Source organism: Actinomadura geliboluensis (assembly GCF_005889745.1).
Classification (GTDB): Bacteria; Actinomycetota; Actinomycetes; order Streptosporangiales; family Streptosporangiaceae; genus Spirillospora; species Spirillospora geliboluensis.
Genome location: NZ_VCKZ01000042.1, coordinates 1 through 17,251, shown reverse-complemented (window position 1 = coordinate 17,251; position 17,251 = coordinate 1). Strand labels below are relative to the sequence as shown.

Annotated in this window: 18 protein-coding genes; 8 read left to right on the top strand and 10 right to left on the bottom strand. The window is 73.7% G+C overall.

Annotated elements, in window-relative coordinates:
• Positions 1–192: 192 nt before the first annotated feature.
• The 3 genes from ETD96_RS08905 to ETD96_RS08895 all read left to right on the top strand — a co-directional run bounded on the left by ETD96_RS08905 (position 193) and on the right by ETD96_RS08895 (position 3,848).
• Positions 193–2,361 (top strand): elongation factor G-like protein EF-G2, encoded by a 2,169-nt coding sequence (locus ETD96_RS08905; protein WP_138635822.1) that lies wholly within the window; start codon positions 193–195, stop codon positions 2,359–2,361.
• Between the two features lie 93 nt (positions 2,362–2,454).
• Positions 2,455–2,910, top strand: coding sequence for a hypothetical protein (locus ETD96_RS08900; RefSeq protein WP_138635821.1), 456 nt, complete (start codon positions 2,455–2,457; stop codon positions 2,908–2,910).
• Positions 2,907–3,848: a hypothetical protein gene (locus ETD96_RS08895; protein ID WP_138635820.1), complete on the top strand. Its 942-nt coding sequence runs from the start codon at positions 2,907–2,909 to the stop codon at positions 3,846–3,848. The genes ETD96_RS08900 and ETD96_RS08895 overlap by 4 nt, the downstream gene beginning before the upstream one ends.
• A gap of 23 nt (positions 3,849–3,871) precedes the next feature.
• Here the strand turns inward: ETD96_RS08895 and ETD96_RS08890 are convergent, their stop codons facing one another.
• Both ETD96_RS08890 and ETD96_RS08885 read right to left on the bottom strand, forming a co-directional pair.
• Positions 3,872–4,264, bottom strand: coding sequence for a thiol-disulfide oxidoreductase DCC family protein (locus tag ETD96_RS08890; protein ID WP_240807406.1), 393 nt, complete (start codon positions 4,262–4,264; stop codon positions 3,872–3,874).
• Between the two features lie 26 nt (positions 4,265–4,290).
• Positions 4,291–4,917 carry an HIT family protein gene (locus tag ETD96_RS08885; protein WP_240807404.1) on the bottom strand — a complete coding sequence of 209 codons (627 nt, stop codon included), beginning with the start codon at positions 4,915–4,917 and terminating at the stop codon, positions 4,291–4,293.
• 155 nt (positions 4,918–5,072) lie between these two features.
• On the opposite strand from ETD96_RS08885, the gene ETD96_RS08880 reads away from it, so the two are divergent.
• Positions 5,073–5,672: an Asp23/Gls24 family envelope stress response protein gene (locus ETD96_RS08880; RefSeq protein WP_171068932.1), complete on the top strand. Its 600-nt coding sequence runs from the start codon at positions 5,073–5,075 to the stop codon at positions 5,670–5,672.
• Here ETD96_RS08880 and ETD96_RS08875 read toward each other — a convergent pair.
• The 4 genes from ETD96_RS08875 to ETD96_RS08860 form a co-directional block, all read right to left on the bottom strand.
• Positions 5,654–6,262 carry a hypothetical protein gene (locus ETD96_RS08875; protein ID WP_138635817.1) on the bottom strand — a complete coding sequence of 203 codons (609 nt, stop codon included), beginning with the start codon at positions 6,260–6,262 and terminating at the stop codon, positions 5,654–5,656. The two genes, ETD96_RS08880 and ETD96_RS08875, sit on opposite strands and share 19 nt — an antisense overlap.
• Before the next feature lie 155 nt (positions 6,263–6,417).
• Positions 6,418–8,403, bottom strand: a complete 1,986-nt coding sequence (thrS, locus tag ETD96_RS08870; RefSeq protein WP_138635816.1) for a threonine--tRNA ligase — start codon at positions 8,401–8,403, stop codon at positions 6,418–6,420.
• A gap of 263 nt (positions 8,404–8,666) precedes the next feature.
• Positions 8,667–10,130 (bottom strand): sugar porter family MFS transporter, encoded by a 1,464-nt coding sequence (locus ETD96_RS08865; RefSeq protein ID WP_138635815.1) that lies wholly within the window; start codon positions 10,128–10,130, stop codon positions 8,667–8,669.
• Between the two features lie 52 nt (positions 10,131–10,182).
• Positions 10,183–10,815, bottom strand: coding sequence for a class I SAM-dependent methyltransferase (locus ETD96_RS08860; protein ID WP_138635814.1), 633 nt, complete (start codon positions 10,813–10,815; stop codon positions 10,183–10,185).
• A 146-nt stretch (positions 10,816–10,961) separates the two neighbouring features.
• Between ETD96_RS08860 and ETD96_RS08855 the strand changes: the two genes are divergently transcribed.
• Positions 10,962–12,212, top strand: coding sequence for a sensor histidine kinase (locus ETD96_RS08855; RefSeq protein WP_138635813.1), 1,251 nt, complete (start codon positions 10,962–10,964; stop codon positions 12,210–12,212).
• Between the two features lie 115 nt (positions 12,213–12,327).
• Entirely contained in the window at positions 12,328–13,002 is a 675-nt protein-coding gene (locus tag ETD96_RS08850) for a response regulator (protein ID WP_138635812.1), read from the top strand.
• 10 nt (positions 13,003–13,012) lie between these two features.
• Here ETD96_RS08850 and ETD96_RS08845 read toward each other — a convergent pair whose 3' ends face one another.
• Positions 13,013–13,969 (bottom strand): quinone oxidoreductase family protein, encoded by a 957-nt coding sequence (locus tag ETD96_RS08845; protein WP_138635811.1) that lies wholly within the window; start codon positions 13,967–13,969, stop codon positions 13,013–13,015.
• A gap of 29 nt (positions 13,970–13,998) precedes the next feature.
• The gene (locus ETD96_RS08840) at positions 13,999–14,745 is read right to left on the bottom strand and encodes an SDR family oxidoreductase (protein ID WP_138635810.1); all 747 of its coding nucleotides are present in this window, start codon (positions 14,743–14,745) and stop codon (positions 13,999–14,001) included.
• A gap of 46 nt (positions 14,746–14,791) precedes the next feature.
• Between ETD96_RS08840 and ETD96_RS08835 the strand changes: the two genes are divergently transcribed.
• The gene (locus tag ETD96_RS08835; protein WP_138635809.1) at positions 14,792–16,015 is read left to right on the top strand and encodes an acyl-CoA dehydrogenase family protein; all 1,224 of its coding nucleotides are present in this window, start codon (positions 14,792–14,794) and stop codon (positions 16,013–16,015) included.
• Entirely contained in the window at positions 16,012–16,674 is a 663-nt protein-coding gene (locus ETD96_RS08830) for a TetR/AcrR family transcriptional regulator (protein WP_138635808.1), read from the top strand. The genes ETD96_RS08835 and ETD96_RS08830 overlap by 4 nt, the downstream gene beginning before the upstream one ends.
• A 60-nt stretch (positions 16,675–16,734) precedes the next feature.
• Here ETD96_RS08830 and ETD96_RS08825 read toward each other — a convergent pair whose 3' ends face one another.
• Together ETD96_RS08825 and ETD96_RS47505 are read right to left on the bottom strand one after the other, a co-directional pair.
• On the bottom strand, positions 16,735–16,980 hold the full coding sequence (locus tag ETD96_RS08825) for a hypothetical protein (protein WP_138635807.1): 246 nt from the start codon (positions 16,978–16,980) through the stop codon (positions 16,735–16,737).
• 68 nt (positions 16,981–17,048) lie between these two features.
• A partial coding sequence (locus ETD96_RS47505; protein ID WP_205719171.1) for a 2-oxo acid dehydrogenase subunit E2 occupies positions 17,049–17,251 on the bottom strand: 203 nt, incomplete at its 5' end.

Here is a 17,251-nt window from a genome sequence, read left to right as displayed (position 1 = left end):
GATGACGGTTGATTGCGGTTCCCCCCTTGTGGTCCCGGCCATCACGGGAAAGGGTGGTGGTACGGGTGTGACGTCGGTCACGCGCGATGGGACGAGGTCGGACGCCGCACTCGGACGTCGGGGCCGGGCCCGCCGGGCCGGGCCCAAGCCGCACGCGGGCCTCCGCGCGGAGACCCGTCCGAGGAGGTAGTCATGGCGGACAAGGGAGGCCACCCGGGAGCCCCCGGCAGGGCACCGGAGGCCGGCGGGTGCGACAGGGTGCGCAACGTCGCGCTGGTCGGCCATTCGGGAGCCGGCAAGACCACGCTCGTGGAGGCGCTGCTCGCCGCGACGGGCACGGTGCAGCGGGCGGGCAAGGTCGAGGACGGCACGACGGTCAGCGACTTCGACGAGGTCGAGGTGCGCCAGCAGCGCTCGGTGAACCTGGCGCTCGCCCCGCTCATGCACGGCGACGTGAAGGTCAACCTCATCGACACGCCGGGGTACGCCGACTTCGTCGGCGACCTGCGGGCCGGGCTGCGCGCCGCCGACGCGGCGCTGTTCGTGATCTCGGCGGTGGACGGCATCGACGGCCTCACCCGGATGCTGTGGGAGGAGTGCGCGGCGGTGGGGATGCCCCGCGCGGTCGTCATCACCAAGATCGACCAGCAGCGCGGCGACTTCGACGACGTCGTGATGACCTGCCAGGACGTCTTCGGTGAGGGCGTCGCCCCGCTGTACTTCCCCGCGGCCGGCGGGGACGGCGGGCTGAAGGGCCTGATCGGGCTGCTGTCGCAGCGCTGCCTCGACTACTCCACCGGGCGGCGCACCGAGTGCGATCCGGACCCGGAGTACCTGGAGCAGATCGCCGAGCAGCGCGCGTCGCTGATCGAGGGGATCATCCAGGAGAGCGAGGACGAGACCCTCATGGACAGATACCTGTCCGGCGAGGACATCGACGTCAAGGCGCTCATCGGGGACCTGGAGACGGCCGTTGCGCGGGGCAGCTTCTACCCCGTCCTCGCGACGTCGGTCCCGCACGGCGACCACCCCGGCCCGGTCATCGGGATGCTGGAGCTGCTGGAGGTCGTCACCCAGGCGTTCCCCTCCCCGCTCGAACACGGCATCCCCCCGGTCACGGCGGTGAGCGGCGGGCCGCCGAAGGCGATCTCCTGCGACCCGGAGGGCCCGCTGGTCGCCGAGGTCGTCAAGACCACGTCCGACCCGTACGTGGGCCGGATCTCGCTGGTCCGGGTGTTCTCCGGGACGCTGCGCCCCGACACGACGGTGCACGTGTCCGGGCACGGCATGGCCGACCGCGGGCACGAGGACCACGACGTCGACGAGCGGGTCGGCGCGCTCACCTCCCCGCTCGGCAAGACGCAGCGCACCGCGGCGTCCTGCTCGGCGGGCGACATCTGCGCGGTGGCGAAGCTGAGCCGCGCCGAGACGGGCGACACCCTCTCCGATCCCGGCGCGCCGCTGCTGATGGCGCCCTGGTCGATGCCCGACCCGCTGCTGCCGGTGGCGATCCGCGCCAAGTCCAAGGCCGACGACGACAAGCTCAGCCAGGCGCTCGGCCGGCTCGTCGCCGAGGACCCGACGCTCCGCCTGGAGAACAACCCCGAGACGCGGCAGCTGGTGCTGTGGTGCATGGGCGAGGCCCACGCCGACGTGCTCATCGACCGGCTCAAGACCCGGTACGGCGTCGAGGTCGACCGGGTGGAGCTGCGCGTCCCGCTGCGCGAGACGTTCGGCGGGCCGGCCCGGGGGCTCGGCCGGCACGTCAAGCAGAGCGGCGGGCACGGCCAGTACGGCATCTGCCACATCGACGTGGAGCCGCTGCCGTCCGGTGAGGGCTTCGAGTTCGTCGACAAGATCGTCGGCGGGGTGGTGCCGCGGCAGTTCATCCCGTCGGTCGAGAAGGGCGTCCGGCAGCAGATGGCGCGCGGGGTGTCCGCCGGGTACCCGCTCGTGGACGTCAAGGTCACCCTGCACGACGGCAAGGCGCACTCGGTCGACTCGTCCGACATGGCGTTCCAGGCCGCCGGGGCGCTGGCCCTGAAGGACGCGGCGAGCCAGGTGCCGATCCTGCTGCTGGAACCGGTCGACGAGGTGGAGGTGCTGATCGCCGACGAGTACGTGGGGCCGATCATGTCCGACCTCACCTCGCGGCGCGGCCGGGTGCTCGGCTCCCAGGCGGTGCCGGGCGGCCGCACCATGATCAAGGCGGAGGTGCCGCAGCTGGAGATCGTCCGGTACGCGATCGACCTGCGGTCGATGTCGCAGGGCACCGGCACGTTCAACCGCACGTTCCTGCGCTATGAGCCGCTCCCGGCCCACCTGGCCGACAAGGTCGCCGCCGAGTCCCGCGACGACTAGCGGCGCGGCGCCCCGTTCGGGCGCCGCGCGCGGGCCCGCGCGCATGCCGAAAGCCCCGCCCGCACTGGCCGGGCGGGGCTTTAGGCTTGCCGGGTGGATCTTCCTGCCCTCCGGCTGGGGCCTCGCGCGCGGCTCTGGCGGTCACTCTCGGGCGCCGTGGTCGTCGGCGCCCTGTTCTACACCAGCGCGTACGGGAGCAACGACGCGTTCCCGCTCGGCCCGATGACGCAGTTCGCGTTCTCGGTGAAGAACGACGGCGGCACGATCAGCTCCTACTGGCTGGAGGCCGACACCGCCGCCGGCGCGCACGTGAAGCTGTCCTTCGACGCCGTCGGGACGGGCATGAAGCGCGCCGAGATCGAAGGGCAGATGTCGCGGATCGTCCGCGACCCGTCGCTGCTGCAGGGCATCGCCGACGGGCAGCGCAGGCTCCACCCCGGGCAGCCCCGGCTCACCCGGATCTACGTCGTGCAGGAGATCAAGAAGTTGAAGAGCGGCAAGGTCGTGTCGACCATGCGGCAGAACCGCGTCGTCTGGGACGTCCGGTGACGGCCGCGGCGACGCCGGAGGCGCCCCGGCCGGTGCGGCCCGCCGGGGACGCCCCCGAACCGGCCCGCACCCCGTGGGACCGCTGGTGGTTCGGGCCGGTGCCGCGCGCCCGGATCGCCTGGTTGCGGGTCCTCGGCTACGTGTTCCTGCCGTTCGACATGCTGCTGCTGACCAGCAGTTCGCTGTCACACGCGCGGCTGCCCGCCGACCTGTACCAGCCGGTGCTGCTCGCCCGCCTGCTGCACCTGCCCGCGCCCACGCCGTGGTCGATGTACACGCTGCTGGTGGTGACCATCGCGGCCGGGCTCGTGGCCATGACCGGGCGGGTGCTGCCGCGCGCGAGCGGCTACGTCGCCGCGTGCGGGTACCTGTGGTGGGTCACGATCAGCATGTCGTACGGCAAGGTCGACCACGACCACCTGGCGCTCGTCGTGGCGCTGTTCGTGCTGCCGAGCGTCGGCCGCGCGGGCATCGGCGACTCGCGGCGCTGCGAGGCGTCGGCGTGGTCGGTGAGGTGCGTCCAGATCGGGGTGGTCGCGGCGTACTTCCTGTCCGCGTGGGCGAAGGTGCGCATCGGCGGGTTCCCGGCGTGGCCGAACGGGTCGACCGTCCAGTGGGCGCTGAGCCGGCGCGGGACGCCGCTCGGCCGCAGCTTCATCGACTACCCGGTGATGCTGAAGGCCAGCCAGTGGTTCATGTTCCTCGCAGAGGCGCTGTCTCCGGTGATGCTGTTCGTCCGGGGCCGGCCGCTGTACGCGCTCGTGCTGTTCTTCGCCGGCTTCCACGTCGTCACCTACGCGCTGATGACGATCCACTTCCTGCCGCACGCGATCTGGCTCGCGGCGTTCCTGCCTCTGGAGCGGCTGACCGGGCTGCTGCCCGAGCGCCTGGGCGGCGGCAGGCCCGCCGCCGAGCCCGCCGCGGAGACCGCCGCCTGAGACGGGGGCGCACCGGCGCCGGGTCAGGTCCCGGCGCCGGGACGCCGGTCGGCGGGCAGCATGCACGCCGCCGTCCCGCCGGGCATCCGGTGCCGGTTGTTCGCGACGAGCCGGTACACGCCGTGCGCGAGCCAGCTCACCGGCGGAACCCGCAGGAGCACGCCGGGCACCCGCCACAGGCCGCCGGCGGCCGTCAGCATCCGCCCGATGGCCTCGGCGCCGCCGCTGACCCGTCCGGCCCGGTCGACCCACAGCACCTCGTACTGGGCCCGCTCAGCCGTCGTGCCGAGCGCGTCCAGGTCGGCGAACTGCCAGGCGACGACCGCCGCCCGGACGGGCACGCGCCGCTCCAGGAACCGCGCCGACGACGTGCAGAACCCGCAGTCGCCGTCGAACACCAGCACCGGCGGTTCCACCCCGCCCGCCATGGGTGCCGCGCCCGTCATTGGACGGGCCAGGCGTCGGCGAGCATCTGGCGGGTGTCGCGCAGCAGCTGGGGCAGCACCCGCGTGTGCCCGACCACCGGCATGAAGTTGGTGTCGCCGCCCCAGCGCGGGACGACGTGCTGGTGCAGGTGCGCCGCGATCCCGGCGCCCGCGACGAGGCCGAGGTTCATGCCGACGTTGAAGCCCTGCGCGCCGCTGGCCTTGCGCAGCGCGGTGAGGGCGCGCTGGGTGTACGTCGCCAGCTCCACGTACTCCGGCTCCTCCAGCTCGGTGTAGTCGGCGACGTGCCGGTAGGGGACGACCATCAGGTGCCCGGAGTTGTACGGGTAGAGGTTCAGCACCGCGAACACCGACTCGCCGCGGGCCACGACGAGGCCATCGTCGTCGTCCATCTGGGGGATCTCGCAGAAGGGGCAGCCGTCGCCCGCACCCGCGCCGCTCGGCTTGCCCTCCCCCTTGATGTAGGCCATCCGGTGCGGGGTCCAGAGCCGCTGGAAGTTGTCGGGCGTGCCCGCGCCGCCTCTCTCCTCCTCGAAGCGGGGCGTGCGCGCGTTCCCGGCGCCGGCCCCGGGCGCGTCCTCGCGCCCTTGCTGCACCACGGACTCCTCCGGCTCTGCGGTCAAGGCGGTGGTCTCCTTTTGTTCACGGCCTGACCAGCAGCATAGAGAGAGAAGCGGCCGGGGCTGTAGCCGGGATCCCCTCCAGGGCACGGGTTCGCGCGTGACGTTTGCCGGTGACTCCGACACCATGGTCATCTCAACTCACCATGGGAGCGATCATGACCGGGCTCGACAGGCGGCAGAGCGGCGGCGGCGAGTCGAGGCCGGACCCCGGCGCGAAACCGTTCTTCCCGGGGGCGCCGGACCGCGCGACGACCGTGCCGCCGCCCGGCGTCCCGCTGCCGGCCCCGCCCGCACCGGCGGCACCCGCACCGGCGCCCGGCCCGGCGGCGCCGCCACCCGGAGTGGCGGGCCCGCCGTCGGCGCCCGGGGCGGCCGCCGCGCCGCCGATGACGCTGCACGGCTCCGCCAACGACGTCACCGTGGCGGTGGAGGGCCGCGTCACGATCGACGACGCCGTGCTGGCGAAGATCGCCGAGCTGGCGGCGCAGGAGGTGGCCGGGGTCGCCGGCCTCGCCCCGGCGGGCGCGCGCGTCGCCGTGGGCGACGAGGAGGCCACCGTCGACGTCGCCATCGCGGTCGAGTACGGCACGGTGATCAAGGACGTCGCCGCGATGGTGCAGGGCAACGTGGCGCGGATCGCGGGCCTGATGCTCGGCTCGCGGGTGGCGGCGGTCAACGTGTCCGTGACGGACGTCCGGATGCCGGCCGCGCCGTCACGGGGCCGCGGCGGGGCGGGTCAGACGCCCCGCGCGTAGCAGCTCTGCATGCCGCCGCCGACCGACACGGTCGTGACCTTCACGCGTTCGACGAGGCCCCCAGAGACGCCGGCGAAGTAGAAGGTGTGCGGCCGGCCCGCGCTCGCGGTCGCCTGCTGCGACTTCGGCGCCCGCCCCCGCAGCACGAGCTCGGCCCGGATCAGCCCGCTGGCGGAGACGGTGACGAGCACGTTCACCCCGGCGGACGTGACGCGGTAGAGGCCCGTCCCGTCGGGGCACCAGTCGAGGGTGTCGCCGGTGTTCTGCTCGGGGATCGTAGGGCCGCCGCCCTGCCCGCCGGTCCCGGCGGTCGGATACGGCCGGCCGCCGCCGTTCTGCTGCGGCACCGGATTGGTCGGCGTCGCCGACGCCCCCGGGGCGCCCGGGACACCGGCCTGCCCCGGGACGGCCGACGCGGACGGGCTCACCGGGCCCTGCGCGCCCGCCGCGCTCTTCTTCCCGTCGTCCATCAGCGGCTGGAGCAGCACGGCGACGGCGGCGGCGACGAGCGCCAGCGTGCCGCCGTAGCCCGCGATCCGGCCCCAGAGCCGGGGCGGCCGGCCCCGCCGCGCCGGTCTCCTGGACTTCATCTCCGCCGTCTCCCCGTCGTGGCAATTGATCGAAGAGGCTACCAACTCCGGGCGGCCCGCACCCCGCCGTCACCGGAGCCGGAGCCGCCCGCCGCCGGAGCCGCCGCCACCGCACCGGGCCCGCGCCCGCGGCCCCGGTGCGGTGACGCCCGCGCTCAGATCTGGACGCGGGCCTCGACGGCCTTGACGATCTCGTCGACCGCCTCGTCGATCGGGACGCCGTTCTTCTGCTCGCCGCTGCGGTACCGGAACGACACGGCGTCCTTGGCCACGTCGTCGTCGCCCGCGAGCAGCATGTAGGGGATCTTCTGCTTCTGCGCGTTGCGGATCTTCTTCTGCATCCGGTCGGAGGAGGTGTCGACCTCGACGCGGACGCCCCGCTCGCGCAGCTTCGCCGCGACCCGCTCCAGGTGCGGGACGTGCGCGTCGCCGATCGGGATGCCGACGGCCTGCACCGGCGACAGCCACGGCGGCATCGCGCCCGCGTAGTGCTCGACGAGCACGCCGAGGAAGCGCTCCACCGACCCGAACAGCGCCCGGTGGATCATCGCCGGGGTCTGCCGGGTGCCGTCCGCCGCCTGGTACTCCAGGCCGAACCGCTTCGGCTGGTTGAAGTCGAGCTGGATGGTGGACAGCTGCCAGGTCCGGCCGATGGCGTCCTTGGCCTGCACGGAGATCTTCGGGCCGTAGAACGCGGCGCCGCCCGGGTCGTCCACGAGCTCCAGCCCGGACTCCTCGGCCGCCTGGCGCAGCGCCGCGGTGGCCTCCGCCCAGTCGGCCTCCTCGCCGATGAACTTGTCGGAGTCGTCGCGGGTGGACAGCTCCAGGTAGAACTCGGAGAGGCCGAAGTCGCGCAGGACGCTGAGCACGAAGGTCAGCAGCGACTTGATCTCGTCGCCCATCTGCTCCTTGGTGGTGTAGATGTGCGAGTCGTCCTGGGTCATGCCGCGCACGCGGGTGAGCCCGTGCACCACGCCCGACTTCTCGTACCGGTACACCGACCCGAACTCGCAGAGCCGCAGCGGCAGCTCGCGGTAGGAGCGGCCCCGCGCCCGGAAGATCAGGTTGTGCATCGGGCAGTTCATCGGCTTGACGCGGTACTCGACGTCGTCGACCTCGAAGGGCGGGAACATGTCCTCGCCGTAGTACGGCAGGTGGCCGGAGGTCTCGAACAGCGACGACTTGGTGATGTGCGGGGTGTTGACGAACTCGTAGCCGGCCTCCTGCTGCCGGCGGCGCATGTAGTCCTCCATCTCCTTGCGGATGATGCCGCCCTTGGGGTGGAAGACCGGCAGGCCGCTGCCGAGCTCCGGCGGGAAGGAGAACAGGTCGAGTTCGGCGCCGAGCCGGCGGTGGTCGCGCTTCTCGGCCTCCTCGAGGAACCTCAGGTACTCGTCCTGCTTGTCGCGGGACTCCCACGCGGTGCCGTAGATCCGCTGGAGCTGCGGGTTCTTCTCGCTGCCGCGCCAGTAGGCGCCGCCGGAGCGCATCAGCTTGAACGCGGGGATGACGCGGGTGGACGGCAGGTGCGGGCCGCGGCACAGGTCCTTCCAGCGCAGCTCGCCGGACTTGGCGTCGAGGTTGTCGTAGATGGTCAGCTCGCCGCCGCCCACCTCGACGTCGGCGCCGTCCGCGGCGTCCCCGACCGGGCCGGAGCCCTTCAGGCCGATCAGCTCCAGCTTGTAGGGCTCGGCGGCCAGCTCGGCGCGCGCGTCGTCGTCGGAGACGGGGCGGCGGGCGAACCGCTGGCCCTGCTTGACGATCTCGCGCATCCGCTTCTCGATGCGCTTGAGGTCCTCGGGGGTGAACGGCTCGGCGACGTCGAAGTCGTAGTAGAAGCCGTTCTCGACCGGCGGGCCGATGCCGAGCCTCGCCTCGGGGAACAGCTCCTGGACGGCCTGCGCCATCACGTGCGCGGCGGAGTGCCGCATGATCGCGCGGCCGTCGGCGGAGCCGATCTCGACGGGCTCGACGGCGTCGCCGTCGGCCAGCCCGGCGGCGAGGTCGCGCAGCTCGCCGTTGACCCGGGCGGCGATCACGGTGCGGCCGTCGGCGTCCAGCGCCTCGCCCGCGGTGGTGCCCGCCGGTACCGCCCGCTCGCCGCCGTCGAGTCTGATGCGCAGTTCGGGCACGGTGGACACGGGTACTCCTCGCGATGGTGGTCTGGGATCAGCGGGTTCCGATGCTATCGACTCGGCGTCCGCGCCGGACTCATCCGGTTCCATCGGGTCTCCTCTCGTCGTGGAGGGCCCGCGGCGTCCCCGGAAAGCGGAAGGGCCCCGGGGATCGCTCCCGGGGCCCTTCCGCGTGCAAGGTCAGTGCATGCCGCGGTGCCGGGAGTGACCCGGCGTCGTCGTCTCGATGCTGACGTGCGGCATGCCACCACTGTAACCGAGGGGCGCGGTCATGCGCGCGCCCTCGGGGCGGCGAGCTTGTCCATGTCCTCCAGTTCGCGGCCCTTCGTCTCGGGGACGGCGCGGATCACGAACAGGATCGCGAGGACGGAGAACAGGGTGTAGAGGCCGTAGGCGAGGCCGAGCGAGAAGCCGGAGATGCCGGGGAACGTGGTGGTGACCACCCAGTTGGCGATCCACTGCGCGGCGGCGGCGACGGCGAGCGCGGACGCGCGGATGAAGTTGTTGAACATCTCGCCGAGCATCACCCACACGACCGGGCCCCAGGTCGCGGCGAACGAGGCGACGAAGACGTTGGCGGCGACGAGCGCGACGGGCCCGGCGACGTCGCCGAGGTTGGGCTGCCCGTCCACCACCGGGGCGGTGGCGAAGCAGACGGTGAGGGTGCCGAGGGACAGCGCCATGCCGGTGGCGCCGCCGAGCAGCAGCGGCCGCCGCCCGATGCGGTCGACCAGGGCGATCGCGACCAGCGTGAACCCGACGTTCACCAGCGAGTTGATCACCGAGGTGAGCATCGCGTCGTCCTCGGAGAACCCGACCGCCTGCCACAGCGACGACGAGTAGTAGAAGATCACGTTGATGCCGACGAACTGCTGGAAGACCGACAGCAGGATGCCGACCCACACGATCGGCAGCAGCCCGAGCCGGTGGCCGCGCAGGTCCCGCAGGTGGACGGGCCGGTCCTCGGCGATCGACCGGACGATCTCCCTGATCTTCAGGTCCACGTCGCCGTGCCCCATGACCCGCCGGAGCACCTCGCGGGCGCGCGCGGTCTGGTGCTTCTTGACCAGGTAGCGGGGCGACTCGGGGATGGTCGTGGCGATCACGCCGTACATGACGGCGGGCACGACGGCGCTGGCGAACATCCAGCGCCACGCGTCGCCGCCCCAGGGGAACGTTCCAGTGGCGCCGCCGTCCGACACCCGCGCGATGACGTAGTCGACGACGAGGGCCGCGAAGATGCCGAGGACGATCGCCATCTGCTGCAGCGAGCCGAGCCGGCCGCGCAGCTCGGCGGGCGCGATCTCGGCGATGTAGGCGGGCGCGATCACCGACGCGGCGCCGATGGCGAGGCCGCCGACCAGCCGCCAGGCGGTCAGGTCGACCGCGCTGAAGGCCAGCGCCGACCCGATCGAGCTGATGACGAACAGCACGGAGGCGAGCAGCATCACCCGGACGCGGCCGATCCGGTCGCCGATCGGCCCGGCGAACCAGGCGCCGACGGCGCAGCCGAGCAGCGCGGCGGACACGACGAACCCGACCGCGAAGCCGCTCAGCTCGAACCGGTCCTTGAGCGCGTCGACGGTCCCGTTGATCACCGAGGAGTCGTAGCCGAACAGGAAGCCGCCGAGGGCGGCGGCGCCGGCGAGCAGCACGGCGGTGGCCGTGGCGTGCGAGGGGCCGTCCCGCTCCGGGTCGTCCGAGGGTCGCGGTGCGCTGCCGGTCGTGGTCATGCGCCCTGATCTTCCCCGGGAGATCGACCTTATGCGGGGATCTGCCCGTTCCTCAGTCGCGCACGGCGACGCCGAGCACGTGCGGTGAGGCGGGGTTCCCGCGGCCTCCCTCGGGGAACTCGAAGTGCCGCTCGGTCCGGACGGTGAAGCCCGATCCGGCGATCCACTCGTCCGTCGGGCGGGACACGTGGCAGCCGGCGGCGAAGAACGGCCACAGGACGTCGGCGTACCGCTGGAACCGCGTCTTGCCCGGCGTCCTCCCCCGGACGTGCTCGTAGTAGCGCAGCTCGCCGCCCGGCCGCAGGACGCGCCTCAGCTCGGCCAGCGCGCGGACGGGGTCGCGCACCGAGCACAGCACGAGCGAGGCCACCGCGACGTCGAAGGAGGCGTCGTCCAGGTCGAGGTCCTCGGCGAGGCCGGGGCGCACCGTGACGGGCACGGGCGCCCGCGCGGCGGCGCGGTCGGCCTGGGCGCGCAGCCGCGGCTCCGGTTCGATCGCGACCACCTCGGTCACCTCGGGCGGGTAGTGCGCGAAGTTGGCCCCGTATCCGGCGCCGACCTCCAGCACGCGGCCGGACGCGCCGGCGAGCAGCTCGGCGCGGTGCGCGGTCCCGCCCGCCTTGGCGCAGCCCGCGTCCAGCCGCGGGTAGAGCCGGGCGAAGATCGGGTGGCTGAGATCGGTCATGCCCGCAGTCTCCGCCGCCGGGCCCGGTCACCGCAAGATCGCACGCGGACGACGGCGCAGTTCAGGCTGATACCGGAGGGGCGGATCGGATCTCCCTCCCGGGGGTCAGGCGGTCCGGTCGGCGCGGGTTCTAGGCTTCCGGTCAAATGAACGACTCAGACCGCGCCGCCTCCGCCGGCCGCACCCGGCTGGCCGCCGGGGTCCGCGCCGCCCTGCTGCCCGGCGGGGACGGCCCGCCCGTCACCCTGCTGCCCGCGCCCATGCCGCTGCGGGTGCCGATCCTGGCCCTGCTCGCCGCGCTGACGATCGGCTTCACCGCGGGCTCCATCGCGATCGCGATCTCGGGGTACCACGTCGACCCCGGGCTGGCATGGCCGCTCGGGGTGCTGCAGGGGGCGCCGCTGATCTTCGCGGTGCGGTGGCCGCTCGCCGCCTGGCGGGTCGCGGCGGCCGGGCTGCTGCTGACGGTGTTCGTCCGGCACGGCGCGGGCTTCATGCCGTGGCCGGTCACCGCGATCCTCGCGCTCGTCGTCATCCTGTTCTTCACCGGCGTCGGCGCGGACCGGCAGACGACGGTCGGCGTCGGCGCGGTGACGGTCGCCGGCGTGCTGGTGCCCGCCGTGCTGTTCGGGATGCCCGGCTGGTTCGGCATGATCCTCGCGGGCATCGCGGTGCTGGCGCTGACGTTCGGGGACGCGGTCGGCGGGCGGCACTCCGCGGTGGAGGAGCTGCGCCGCCGCGAGGAGCAGCACCGGCAGGACCTGGCCCGGCAGGCGGTGCTGGAGGAGCGCGCCCGCATCGCCCGCGAGCTGCACGACGTCGTCGCGCACCACATGTCGGTGATCGCGATGCAGGCGGAGGCGGCCCCCTACAAGATCCCCGACCTGCCGGACGCGGCCCGGCAGACGTTCGGGGTGGTGCGGGACGCGGCGCGCGAGGCGCTCACCGAGACGCGCCGCGTCGTCGGGCTGCTGCGCGCCGACGACGAGGGCGCCGAGCGCGCCCCGCAGCCCGGCCTGGAGCGGCTGGACGACCTCGTCGCCGCCGCCCGCCGCGCCGGGCTGTCGGTCGCCACGGTCGTGGTCGGGATGCCGCGCCCGCTGAACGCGGGCGTCGACCTGTCGGCGTACCGGATCGTGCAGGAGTCGCTGAGCAACGCGTCCCGGTACGCGCCGGGCTCCCAGGTGCACGTCGAGGTGAAGTACGGCGCCGAGGCGCTGTCGGTGACGGTCACCGACGACGGGGCCCGCAGCACGCCGGAGGAGTCGCAGGGCGGCGGCCACGGCCTGGTCGGGATGCGCGAGCGCGTCACGATGCTGGGCGGCAGCCTGGACGCCGGCCCCCGCGCCGACGGCTGGTCCGTCACCGCCGAATTGCCGTACGGAGACGCGGACTGACCGGCGCCCGGAGCGGAGCGCCAGCGGAGCGGAGGGCGACGGTCAGTCCGCCCCTTCCGGGGGTCTGGGGGTCGTCCCCCAGAAAACAGGTGATCGCCGGCCGTAGGCTTGCGGCGTGACGATTCGGGTGCTGATCGCCGACGACCAGGTGATGATCCGCGACGGGCTCGCGGCGCTGCTGTCCTCCGATCCGGGGATCGAGGTGGTCGGGCAGGCGGGCAACGGCCGCGAGGCGGTGGAGCTCGGCCGCGCGCTCGATCCGGACGTCATCGTGATGGACATCCGGATGCCGGAGATGGACGGCCTCGCCGCCACCGCCGAGCTGGTCGGGCCGCCGGATCCGGCGGCCGACCCGGCGGACGCGCGGCCGAAGGTGCTGGTGCTGACCACGTTCGACCTGGACGAGTACGTCTACGAGGCGCTCGGCGCGGGCGCCAGCGGGTTCCTGCTGAAGGACGCGTCGGCCGCCGACCTGGTGAACGGGGTGCGGGTGGTGGCGGCGGGCGACGCGCTGCTCGCCCCGTCCATCACCCGGCGGCTGATCGGCGACTTCGCGCGCCGGCGCCGGCACCAGCGGCCGAGCCCGCAGGCGACCGCGGGGCTGACGCCGCGGGAGCTGGACGTGCTGCGGCTCATGGCGCGCGGGCTGTCCAACGCCGAGATCGCGGCCGAGCTGGTGCTGGCCGAGCAGACGATCAAGACGCATGTCGGGCACGTGCTGACGAAGCTGGCGCTGCGCGACCGCACCCAGGCCGTCGTGTACGCCTACGAGAACGGCCTGGTGGGGTAGCGGCGGCGGGTCAGCGCGAGGGGTCCAGGACGAGCTTGCCGGTGGTGCGGCGGGCCCGCAGGTCCTCGTGCGCCCGCCTGGCCTCGGTGAGCCCGTACTCGCCGCCGCCGACCACGCGGAGCCGGCCGTCGGCGACGAGGCCGAACAGCTCCTCCAGCGCGGTGCGCATCACGTCGCCGGGCAGCTGGAAGACGTGCGCGAGCCACATGCCGGAGATCGTGGTGGAGTGCGCCATGAGCGTGGCGGGGCGGACGGGCGAGGGCTCCTTGCGCGACGCCATCCCGTAGAAGGCGAGGCGGCCGAAGGGGGCGAGGGCGCGCAGGCTCTGGTCGGTGACCTCGCCGCCCGTCATCTCCAGGACGGTGTCGACGCGGCGGCCGCCGTTGGCGTCGATGAGCGCGGCCTTGAGGTCGGGCTCGTTGGCGTCGATGGCGACGTCGGCGCCGAGGTCGAGGGCGAGGGCGCGCTTGTCCGCCGAGGAGGCGGTGGCGATGACCCGGCCGGCGCCCCACGCCTTGGCGAGCTGGACGGCGAGCGTGCCGACGCCGCCGGCGGCGGCATGCACGACGACGGACTCGCCCGGCGCGAGGTGGACGCTGCGGCGCAGCAGCACCCACGCGGACGCGCCCTGGACGATCATGCCGAGGGCGGTGACGTCGTCGATGCCGTCGGGGACCTCCCAGGCCAGCGCCTCGGACGCGACGGCCTTCTCGGCGTAGCCGCCGGTGCCGACGAGCGCGACGACGCGGCGGCCGTCCGGGGTGGTGCCGACGACCTCGCCGCCGGGCACCATCGGCAGCGTGGACGCCGACAGGTAGCTGTTCTCCGCCTGGTGGGTGTCGGCGTAGTTGACGCCGGCCCGGGCGACGTCGACGAGCAGGTGCCCGGGGCCGGCGGTCGGCTCGGGCAGCTCGGTGACGGTGAGGACCTCGGGCCCGCCGAACTCGGTGATCTGGATCGCGCGCATGTCTCTCCTGTCGGTGTCGGGCGGGCGGCTCAGCGGGGGCCTGGGACGCCGCGGAACGTGAACGGCTCGGACGGGCGGCCCGGCACCACGTACCAGGCTTCGCCCGCGCCGTCGGCCTCCATGATCCGCATGAACGCCTCGACGACGTCGGCGACGTCCAGGATCGGGAACCCGGTCTCCTGGAGATGCCCCTTCAGCGGCACGAGGATGTCGGTGTCGGCGAACGAGGGGCACAGGGCGTTCACCCGGATGCCCTCCGCGGCGAACGTGGGGCCGAGGGCGCGGACGAGCCCGACGACGGCGGCCTTGTTGGCGCCGTACACCGGGTCGAACGGGGTCGCGGTGAGCGCCGCCATGCTGGCGGTGGCGATGATGTCGCCGCCGCCGCGGGCGCGCAGGGCGGGCAGGGCGGCGTGCGCGCCGAACACGACGCCGTCGAGGTTGATGCCCATGGCGCGCCGGTAGGCGGCGAGGTCGAAGTCGTCGCCCACTCCCCCGCCGCCGGCGACGCCGGCGTTGAGGAACGCCACGTCGAGGCCGCCGAACCGCTCGACGGCGACGGCGACCGCGGCCTCGCTGTCGGCGGGCTCGCGGACGTCGCAGCGGACGAACGCGCCGTCCAGCTCCTTCGCGAGTTCGGTCCCGGCGTCGGCGTCGACGTCCGCGACGACGACGCGGGCGCCGGCGCCGGCGAGCCGGCGCGCCACCGCGGCCCCGATGCCGTTGGATCCGCCCGTGATCAGCGCGACCTTGCCGGTGCCGTCGAAGGCTGCCATGGGGACTCCCTCCCGAAGTAACTGACTCGTCAGTTACTCTAGCGGAATGGACTTCGGTTTGAGCGAGCGGGCCCAGGAGTACCTCGGCCGCCTCCAGGACTTCATGGACAGCCACGTCTACCCGGCCGAGCCGGTCTACGCCGCGCAGCGGGCGGAGCTCCGCGCGGCCGGGCAGGAGCACACCGTCCCACCGGTCGTCGAGGACCTCAAGGTCGAGGCGCGCAAGCGCGGCCTGTGGAACCTGTTCCTGCCCGACAGCGAGGACCCGGCGCACGGCCTGAGCGTCACCGACTACGCGTCCCTCGCCGAGGTGACGGGCCGCTCCCCCAGCCTCGCGCCCGAGGCCACCAACTGCGCCGCGCCCGACACCGGCAACATGGAGGTCCTGCACCTGTTCGGCACGCCCGAGCAGAAGGAGACCTGGCTGCGGCCGCTGCTGGACGGCGAGATCCGCAGCGCGTTCGCGATGACCGAGCCGGACGTCGCGAGCTCCGACGCCACCAACATCTCCACCCGCATCGAGCGCGACGGCGACCACTACGTCATCAACGGCCGCAAGTGGTGGATCAGCGGCTCCGCCGACCCGCGCTGCAAGATCATGATCGTGATGGGCAAGACCGACCCGGACGGCCACCCGTACCGGCAGCAGTCGATGGTGCTGGTGCCGCTCGACGCGCCGGGGGTGGAGGTCGTCCGGCCGCTGCCCGTGTTCGGCTACTCCGACCAGCACGGCCACTGCGAGATCACCTTCACCGACGTCCGGGTGCCGGTGGAGAACCTCGTCGGCGAGGAGGGCGGCGGCTTCGCGATCGCGCAGGCGCGGCTCGGCCCCGGCCGCATCCACCACTGCATGCGCGCGATCGGGATGGCCGAGCGGGCGCTGGAGCTGATGTGCGAGCGCGCGGCGTCGCGGGTGGCGTTCGGCGGCCCGCTGGCCAAGCAGGGCGTCGTCCGCCAGCAGATCGCCGAGTCGCGGATGGCGATCGAGCAGGCCCGGCTGCTCACCCTGAAGACCGCCTGGCTGATCGACAAGCACGGCGTGCAGGCGGCCCGGTCGGAGGTCGCGGCCATCAAGGTGATCGCGCCGCGGGTCGCGCTGGACGTCGTGGACAGGGCGATCCAGGTGCACGGCGGCGCCGGGGTCAGCGACGACACGCCGCTCGCCGCGATGTGGGCGGGGCTGCGCACGCTGCGCCTCGCCGACGGCCCGGACGAGGTGCACGTGCGGTCAGTGGCCCGCGCGGAGCTGGGCAGGTATCTCGGTAAATGACCAGTGGCACGGGGGAGACGGCGGGCGTGCGGCGGCGGATGCCGTACGCCCGGCGGCGCGAGCAGCTGCTGCAGGTGGCGCTCGCGGAGTTCGGCCGGCGCGGCTACCACCTGACCCAGATGGAGCACGTGGCCGGGGCGGCGCAGGTGTCCAAGGCGCTGCTGTACCAGCACTTCACGTCCAAGGAGGAGCTGTTCGCCGAGGTGACGGAGGCGATCGTCGGCGAGCTCACCGGCCGGCTGAACGAGGCCGTGCTCGCCGCGCACGGCTCCGCGGACGGCATCCGGGCGATGATCCGGGTGCTGTTCGACTACGCCACCGCCGAGCCGGACGCGTGGGCGGTGGTCGTCCGGCACCTCGACAAGCCGGAGGTCGGGCTGGAGCTGCGGGAGCTGCGCGACCGGCTCGGCACCGCGTTCGCCGACCTGCTGCTGCGCCGCCGCCGCGCCGACCCGGCGCTGTCCCCGGCCGCGCTGGAGGTCAACGAGCGGCGGGCGCGGCTGCTCGTCCCGCTGATGTACGGGTCGATGCTGTCGATGGTGTCGTGGTGGCTGGAGCATCCCGACACGCCGCGCGAGCGCGCCGAGCAGATGGCGGTGGAGTTCATCTGGCTCGGCCTCGACCGGCTCCGCAGCGGCGAACGCCTGCCCAAGGAGTAGCCCTGTACAGGCTCAGCCGGGCACGGGTCCAGCCAGGCACGGGTCCAGCCAGCCAAGGGGCTAACCGAACACGGCGTCGCGGACGACGTCGAGGGCGGTCAGCACCGCGCCGCGCAGCACGGCGTCGCCCTCGACGCGGCTCGCCCGCACGTCGGTGGGGGCCGGGCCGAGGGCGCCGAGCCGGTCGGCGACGAGCCCGGCGAGCCGGTCGCCGCCCGAGCGGCCGAGTTCGCCGCCGAGCACGACGAGCCCGGGGTCGAGGACGGCGACGAGCGCGAACGCGGCCTCGGCGATCCAGGCGGCCACCTGCTCGTCGGCGAGGCCGGCGACGGCGGCCCGGTCCAGCAGGTGGCAGAAGTCGGTGCCGCCGAACTTCAGCAGCCCGACCTCGCCGGCGCCGCCGGACGCGCCGCGCCGCAGCCGGCCGTCCAGGACGACCGCGCCGCCGATGCCGTCGTCCAGCGCAGCGCGGCGGCGAGGTCGGCCAGCGACAGCAGGTGCGCGTCCCGGACGACCGGCACGACCAGGCCCCGCTCGGTCTGCGCCGCGAACCCGAGGTGGACGTGCGGTAGCCGGA

Coding starts and splice junctions, on each gene's coding strand:
- ETD96_RS08875 (WP_138635817.1), bottom strand. CDS start 6,262: ATGAAGTCCAGGAGACCGGCGCGGCGGGGCCGGCCGCCCCGGCTCTGG.
- ETD96_RS08860 (WP_138635814.1), bottom strand. CDS start 10,815: ATGACCGATCTCAGCCACCCGATCTTCGCCCGGCTCTACCCGCGGCTG.
- ETD96_RS08845 (WP_138635811.1), bottom strand. CDS start 13,969: ATGCGCGCGATCCAGATCACCGAGTTCGGCGGGCCCGAGGTCCTCACC.
- ETD96_RS08865 (WP_138635815.1), bottom strand. CDS start 10,130: ATGACCACGACCGGCAGCGCACCGCGACCCTCGGACGACCCGGAGCGG.
- ETD96_RS08905 (WP_138635822.1), top strand. CDS start 193: ATGGCGGACAAGGGAGGCCACCCGGGAGCCCCCGGCAGGGCACCGGAG.
- ETD96_RS08835 (WP_138635809.1), top strand. CDS start 14,792: ATGGACTTCGGTTTGAGCGAGCGGGCCCAGGAGTACCTCGGCCGCCTC.
- ETD96_RS08880 (WP_171068932.1), top strand. CDS start 5,073: ATGACCGGGCTCGACAGGCGGCAGAGCGGCGGCGGCGAGTCGAGGCCG.
- ETD96_RS08855 (WP_138635813.1), top strand. CDS start 10,962: ATGAACGACTCAGACCGCGCCGCCTCCGCCGGCCGCACCCGGCTGGCC.
- ETD96_RS08830 (WP_138635808.1), top strand. CDS start 16,012: ATGACCAGTGGCACGGGGGAGACGGCGGGCGTGCGGCGGCGGATGCCG.
- ETD96_RS08840 (WP_138635810.1), bottom strand. CDS start 14,745: ATGGCAGCCTTCGACGGCACCGGCAAGGTCGCGCTGATCACGGGCGGA.